This window comes from Gordonia asplenii (genome assembly GCF_012933505.1).
Classification (GTDB): Bacteria; Actinomycetota; Actinomycetes; order Mycobacteriales; family Mycobacteriaceae; genus Gordonia; species Gordonia asplenii.
Map to the genome: position 1 here is coordinate 113,376 of NZ_JABBNB010000019.1, position 6,361 is coordinate 119,736.

Annotated in this window: 6 protein-coding genes; 5 read left to right on the plus strand and 1 reads right to left on the minus strand. The window is 63.4% G+C overall.

Annotation, left to right across the window (positions count from 1 at the left end; all coding sequences use genetic code 11):
* Positions 1 to 49 precede the first annotated feature (49 nt).
* The 4 genes from HH308_RS17905 to HH308_RS17920 all read left to right on the plus strand — a co-directional run bounded on the left by HH308_RS17905 (position 50) and on the right by HH308_RS17920 (position 4,260).
* On the plus strand, positions 50 to 1,231 hold the full coding sequence (locus HH308_RS17905; RefSeq protein WP_170195589.1) for a lipid-transfer protein: 1,182 nt from the start codon (positions 50 to 52) through the stop codon (positions 1,229 to 1,231).
* Between the two features lie 263 nt (positions 1,232 to 1,494).
* The gene (locus HH308_RS17910) at positions 1,495 to 2,778 is read left to right on the plus strand and encodes an MFS transporter (RefSeq protein ID WP_170195590.1); all 1,284 of its coding nucleotides are present in this window, start codon (positions 1,495 to 1,497) and stop codon (positions 2,776 to 2,778) included.
* Between the two features lie 81 nt (positions 2,779 to 2,859).
* Positions 2,860 to 3,531, plus strand: a complete 672-nt coding sequence (locus tag HH308_RS17915; RefSeq protein ID WP_170195591.1) for an MspA family porin — start codon at positions 2,860 to 2,862, stop codon at positions 3,529 to 3,531.
* 54 nt (positions 3,532 to 3,585) lie between these two features.
* Positions 3,586 to 4,260, plus strand: a complete 675-nt coding sequence (locus HH308_RS17920) for an MspA family porin (protein WP_246284683.1) — start codon at positions 3,586 to 3,588, stop codon at positions 4,258 to 4,260.
* A 126-nt stretch (positions 4,261 to 4,386) separates the two neighbouring features.
* Here HH308_RS17920 and HH308_RS17925 read toward each other — a convergent pair whose 3' ends face one another.
* Entirely contained in the window at positions 4,387 to 5,019 is a 633-nt protein-coding gene (locus HH308_RS17925) for an SDR family oxidoreductase (RefSeq protein WP_170195592.1), read from the minus strand.
* 325 nt (positions 5,020 to 5,344) lie between these two features.
* Between HH308_RS17925 and HH308_RS17930 the strand changes: the two genes are divergently transcribed.
* Positions 5,345 to 6,361: an alpha/beta hydrolase family protein gene (locus HH308_RS17930; RefSeq protein ID WP_246284684.1), complete on the plus strand. Its 1,017-nt coding sequence runs from the start codon at positions 5,345 to 5,347 to the stop codon at positions 6,359 to 6,361.

A 6,361-nucleotide genomic window follows, 5' to 3' on the forward strand; every position in this document is an offset into this window, starting at 1 on the left:
TCGTAACTGCTTCGAAGCACAACAACTTTTCCGATTGAGAGACACCCAAATGAGCGACAAAGCACAAGTGATCGGCGTCAGTATGGTGAAATTCGCCAAACCGGGCGCGAATGACCCCTATGAAGTAATGGGCGCCAACGCGATTCGCGGCGCGCTCGCAGACGCGGGCATCGACTACAGCGAGGTGCAGCAGGCGTTCGCCGGGTATGTCTACGGGGACAGCACCTGCGGTCAGCGTGCCGTGTATTCCGTGGGAATGAGCGGTATTCCGGTCTTCAACCTGAACAACTACTGCGCCTCGGGGTCGTCGGCCCTGCTGCTCGCCCGACAGGCGGTCGAGGCCGGCATCGTCGACTGCGCGCTCGCATTCGGATTCGAGGAGATGAAGCCGGGCGCGTTGGGCAGTGCTTTCGCCGACCGCACCTCCCCGGTCGGCTGGATTCACGAGCTGCGAGCCGAGTTGCACCCCGAGCTGCCGACTGACGCGCCTCGAGCGATCCAGGCGTTCGGCGGGGCGGGCTGGGAGTACGTCAACCGGTACGGAGCCAACCCCGACATCTTCGCTCGCGTCGCGGTGAAGTCGCGGACCCATGCGGGAAACAACCCGTATGCGCTGTTCACCAAGCCGTTGACGGTGGAGCAAGTGATGGAAGCACCGACGCTGTTCCCCTATATGACGCGCTTCATGGCGTGTCCGCCGACGTGCGGGGCGGCAGCGGCCGTCGTCGTCAGCAAGGCTTTCGCGCGCAAGCACGGCATCACCAACGGCGTCGAGATCGTCGGTCAGTCGATGACCACCGACACCGAGGTCACCAAGACCGACCTGATCAACCTCGTCGGAGCGGATATGACCCGGCGGGCTGCAGCCGAGGTGTACGAGACCGCCGGGCTCGGGCCCGAAGACGTCGATGTCGTCGAACTCCACGACTGCTTCACGCCCAACGAAGTGATCAGCTACGAGGGCTTGGGGCTGTGCGGCGAGGGAGAAGCCGAGAAATTCATCCTCAACGGAGACAACACCTACGGCGGCAAGTATGTCGTCAATCCCTCCGGCGGACTGATGTCGAAGGGGCATCCCCTCGGTGCCACCGGGTTGGCGCAATGCGCCGAACTCGTCTGGCACCTACGCGGGACGGCGGGGGAGCGCCAAGTAGAGAATGCTCGAGTCGGCCTGCAGCACAATATCGGGCTCGGCGGCGCCTGTGTGGTAACCATGTACCGATCGGCATAGACGGAATTCGTCGACGACGACAGAACACGGAGAGGTCCTATTCCTCTCCGTGTTCTTTTGCATGGCCAAGGAAATTTCTTCGGGGTATTCGTGGTGGTCGAACAGCGGATTCGTAAATCATCACTAGGTTTGCTCGGCGGTGTCGCGTTAGCCTCAAATGACATCAATTGTAGTGTGCATCACTGATCGAAGAATCGCTGTCGATCACAGGTCAATTCATAAGCATTGATTCTGACGGTGCCGGAAAGAACACGGATACCACAATGACCCCACCTACACCGACTACTGAGAACAGCCGCCGCGGCGCTCTCGTGGTCGCCCTGTGTTTCCTCACTATCGTGGCCGACGGCTACGATCTCATCGTCTATGGATCGACGCTGCCGAAGATCATGGAAGAGCCCCACTGGGGTCTCACCCACGATACGGCTGGATTCATCGGCAGTATCACGTTGGTGGGCCTCATGGTCGGATTCGTGATCGCCGGGCCCTTGGCCGACCGGATCGGCCGGCGTCGAATCATCATGTTCGGCGCGGCGCTGTTCTCGCTCGGCTCGCTGGTCTGCGCAGTCGCTCCCAATGTCGAGGCGTTCGGGGCCGCACGGTTTGTGACCGGCATCGGCCTGGGTGGTGTGGTACCGTCCGCTGTCGCATTGACCGCTGAGTTCGCGCCGGCCAACCGACGGCAGCTCTACAACGGTCTGATGTTGACCGGATACTCCTTCGGTGGAATTATCTCCGCGCTGGCGGCGATGCTGTTTCTGCCGCATTCGTCGTGGCGAGTATTGTTCGGAATCGCGGGCGCTTTCGTTCTGATCGTTCCCGTGATGTATTTCTGGCTCCCCGAATCCGCATCCTATCTCGCCACCCGTCGAGATCGAGCGAATTCGACCCAGTCGGGCCGGGACATCGATCGATCATCCCGGGGGCGGGGCTACCGTGAGCTGCTGACGCCGAAGTTCTTGGCACCGATCACGATGTTCGTGTTGATCGCTTTCTGCGTGAATCTGGTGGTGTATGGACTCAATACGTGGTTGCCGCAGATCATGCGAGAGTCGGGCTACGCACTCGGATCGTCGATTTCATTCTTGTTGGTCTTGCAGATCGGTGCCGTCATCGGGATGGTCGCCGGGTCGTGGCTCGCCGACAAGTACGGCTCCGGTGTGGTGATGGTGCCGTTCCTCATCATCGGAGCCGCGTCACTCATCGTGCTCAGCAGGCCGATCGACTACGCATGGCTGATGATCGCCGTGGCAGGCGCGGGATTGGGCACGATCGGCACGATGACGCTGACCTACGGATACGTCGCTGCCTACTTCCCGGTGTCGTGCCGCGGGTCGGCCGTCGGATTCGCGATGGGAATCGGGCGAGCCGGTGCGATTCTGGGGCCGATGATCGGCGGTTGGATCCTGAGTTCGTCCCTGGGACACGAATGGAGCTTCTACGCGTTTGCTATTCCCGCGCTCGCCGCGGCGGGTGTAGTCGCTGTACTCGCGCGACTGCGCGCCGGGGCCGGTGAGCCGCACTCGGCTATCGTGCCCGCGGCCTGAACCTGAGCGGCGGATTCGCCCACGCAGCCGGAATTCACCGGAGAATTCCGGCTGCTTCTTCACTACTTCACGAGGAATGACATGCAACGAGTACACCGTCGCGCCGCAGTAACCCGCGCGACGTCCCTGGCCGCTCTCAGCCTCGCACTTGCGACGCAGACCACCGCGGCGCACGCAGATAGCTTCGTGCGGCTGCCGAATTCGAGTATCGGCGGCTATGACGGGCTGCGAGTCGCGATGACCGGAATGTCGGCGCGGGTGTCCCCGTCGCTCGCATCGAACGGCGCCGGACGCGTGGCGTGGCTCAGCGGCGACGTCACCGCGTACGCACCGCGTATCGATAGGTCGCCCGCGGGCCCCAACAACGGCCCGGCCGGTGAGTCCACCATGCCCGGTACCAACGGCGCGGCAACCAACTCCGCCGCCGCCACGTTGACCGCCGGCTACATCGTCGGGTGCCAGGTGGCCATCGGAAACCTCACTTTGGGTGGGTCGCTGTCGGTGTCCCAGGCGTCCACGGGGCTCAGTGGCGCACTCAGCATTCCGCTGACCCCGGGCACGGTGACGTACGCCTACCTGGACTACAAGAATCTCACCAAGCCGGGTACGTATCACATCAACTATCGCGACTACCAGGTCAACATCGAAGGATGCGGCGGCTACGCACAGGCGCGTCCCTACAGCGTGCTGGAAACAACGGGCAACGACCATCAGAAGCTCACCGTTTACGGACGTCCGTTCTCGCTTGGCTGAGTTCTGTTCGCTCGCCGTAGCCATCCCACTCATTCACAGAAAGCTCAATCTTCCATGGGTTCAATAGCCACACCGAGCCGAGTACGACTCGCCTCGACAGTCGTCGGCGCGACAGTCGCGATGGCGACGTCGGGCATTCTCGCGACGCCTGCGACCGCGACAACGCTCACCATGCCGGCACAGGTCAGGTCCAGCACGTTGCCCAACGGCACGACGGTCACCATCGACCGGACCGACGAAACGGTGGTCGTGACCCCCTCGATGGGCGCCACTCCGGTCCATCGCAACGCGGTCGTGTCCGGCCGTTATCGCGTCAGCCTCAGCAAACCGGCCACATTTCTCGTGCAGGCCGGCTACATCGTCGGGTGCCAGGTCTCGGTCAACGGCCTCACCAGTACCGGTACCGGCAGCGGGACGGCGAACAACTCCACCGGAGTCGTCACGCCGACGGTCGGCGGCGGCGCCACGCTGTCGGTGGGCCCGGGTCAGGCGGTCGCCTACAACGTCACCGACTATGAGCGGGCCGATCCGTTCGGCGCCGACCAGCACAAGAAATGGGTTCAGTACCGCAATACGGCACACGGCAGTCTCAGCTACAAGGGAACGTCATTGTCGGTGACCGGTTGCGGCGGTTACGCCCAAGCGCGTTCGTACGCCAACGTCTGGGTCATCACCGACACAACCGATCAGATTGTGAGTCTCTACGGCCGACCGTTCAGCATCGGTTGACCAGTGCTCGGACGGTTAGGCCCTGCAATCCTTCATCAGGTATGAGGCGACACATAACGTTATGTGTCGCCTCTCGGAGGTGTGACTTCGACGACTCGGCGGACGATCCGTTGCTCGGGCCGGTGCTTAGTAGAAGGAAGGCTTGGGGCCGTCGGTGCCGGGCTTGTCGATGCCGAGGTTCTCGCGGACATGCGCTTCGGGGTGGTTGAGGATGTCGACAACGAGGGCGGCGACGCTCTTGCGGGACACCTCTGTGCCCTTGAACTGCTCGTTACGCTGCGTGGTCTCGTAGTCGACCTCGTGGGTGTCGGTGAGCCAGGCGGGACGGATGAGGGTGTAGTCGAGGCTGGAGGCCTCGACTATATCGGCGGCGCGGCCGTACTCCGACAAGGTGTCTCGTCCGATCATCTGCTCGTTCCACCGCTCGAACGGTTGCGGCAGCTCCTCGTAGATGCCCAATGCAACGATGAATACCAGCCGCTGCACTCCGGCGGTCGTCATGGCGTGAACGATGGCGGCGGCCTGGTCGGCGATCTGTCCGGCGAGATTGGCGTAGACGACGTCCTGCCCCCTCACTGCATCTGCCAGGAGGGCGGTGTCTAGCACGTCGCCCTCGACGACGCGCGCACCGGACGGGGGAGCGATCCGGTCGGCGTTGCGGGCGAACAAGGTCAGGTGTGCGTCGGTGGTGGCGAGCATCTCGATGGCGTGACGGGCGATCTGACCGCTCGCGCCAAGCACCAGGATGTTCCGTGGCATGGCGTACTCCTTGCTCTCGATATCCCTTGGTGGCCGGTGGTCCTCGGCCAGCGTGGCTCGCGGCAGTGCCAGTCGGGCCGAATTCTCCCGGCGTGGTCATCCCTATCTGCTGGTGAACATGTGCAGACCTGCGCAGCCGTCGCGAGGCTAGTAGTGCGGCGCGTTGGGGCGGGAGCAGTAGGGCACCAGATCTCCCTGACCCTACAGGAGCAGACATGGTTGGCGCGTACCTGATTCACTCGGTGGCCCAATGGGTATCCGGTGCGCGGGCCCGGTAGTACGGACGCTGGGACAACCCATCTCCCACACCCCTATAGGAGCAGACATGATTGACACCCCCAACACTGCAGACCAGGTCGCCGCCGGCGAGAAAGACTCCACCATTCGGGGCATGGCGGCAGGGATGGCGAAGGCGGCTGTCGCCGTCGTTCACGACAAGACGAACCCGCTAGTGGAACAGTACGCACAGCTGTTCACCCATGGCCTACGCACCCCGGTGCTCCGCACGCCCAACGAGGTCGGGCTCGACTACGAAGAGTGCTGGTTCCCCTCCGCCGACGGCGTCACCCTCGAAGCCTGGTACATCCCGGCCGAGGGTTCCGACAAGCTGCTCATCGCGAATCACCCGATGCCGTGCAACCGGTACGGCTTCCCCGGCCACCTGCCGCCCTACAACACGATGTTCGGGGGTTTCGAGGTCAACTTCCTGCCGGAGCTGAAGCACCTCCACGACGCCGGCTACAACATCCTCACCTACGACATACGCAACCACGGCCGCTCCGGTGCAGGCAGCGGAGGCCTGTCGGGGATCGGCCTGCTCGAATGCCGCGACGTGCTCGGCTCGATGCGGTACGCCCAGACCCGCCCCGATACCAAGGACATGCACCTGGGCCTGTATAGCCGCTGCATGGGCTCGAACTCCACCATGGTTGCCGTTGCCATGTGGCCCGACGCCTTCGCAAGCGTCGAGGCCGCCGTGTTCCTGCAGCCTGCTCCCGGCGCCATGCTCGTGCGCGCGGCAGCCACGCACTTCAAGCTCGACGCCGACAAGACAGAGCAGCGCGTCGCCGACCGTATCTACGAGCTGTCCGGCTTCCACCTGGCCGACCTGAGCCCCACTCCCTCCGCCCACGCAGTCACGTTCCCGACCCTTGTCGCCCAGCTCGAACGCGACTGGCTCATCGACCGCAACGACATCGAAGAGATCTACAACCACCTCGACACCGTCGACAAGGATCTGTTCTGGATCCCGGGGTCCGACCAGCGCTTCAGCGGCTACAACTACTTCGGCCAGCACCCCGAACGCCTCGTAGGCTGGTTCGACACCCATATGAAGGCCTAG

Bases quoted from the DNA above. Each gene is read 5' to 3' on its own strand.
- HH308_RS17915 (WP_170195591.1), top strand. From the start codon at position 2,860: ATGCAACGAGTACACCGTCGCGCCGCAGTAACCCGCGCGACGTCCCTG.
- HH308_RS17905 (WP_170195589.1), top strand. From the start codon at position 50: ATGAGCGACAAAGCACAAGTGATCGGCGTCAGTATGGTGAAATTCGCC.
- HH308_RS17910 (WP_170195590.1), top strand. From the start codon at position 1,495: ATGACCCCACCTACACCGACTACTGAGAACAGCCGCCGCGGCGCTCTC.
- HH308_RS17930 (WP_246284684.1), top strand. From the start codon at position 5,345: ATGATTGACACCCCCAACACTGCAGACCAGGTCGCCGCCGGCGAGAAA.
- HH308_RS17920 (WP_246284683.1), top strand. From the start codon at position 3,586: ATGGGTTCAATAGCCACACCGAGCCGAGTACGACTCGCCTCGACAGTC.
- HH308_RS17925 (WP_170195592.1), bottom strand. From the start codon at position 5,019: ATGCCACGGAACATCCTGGTGCTTGGCGCGAGCGGTCAGATCGCCCGT.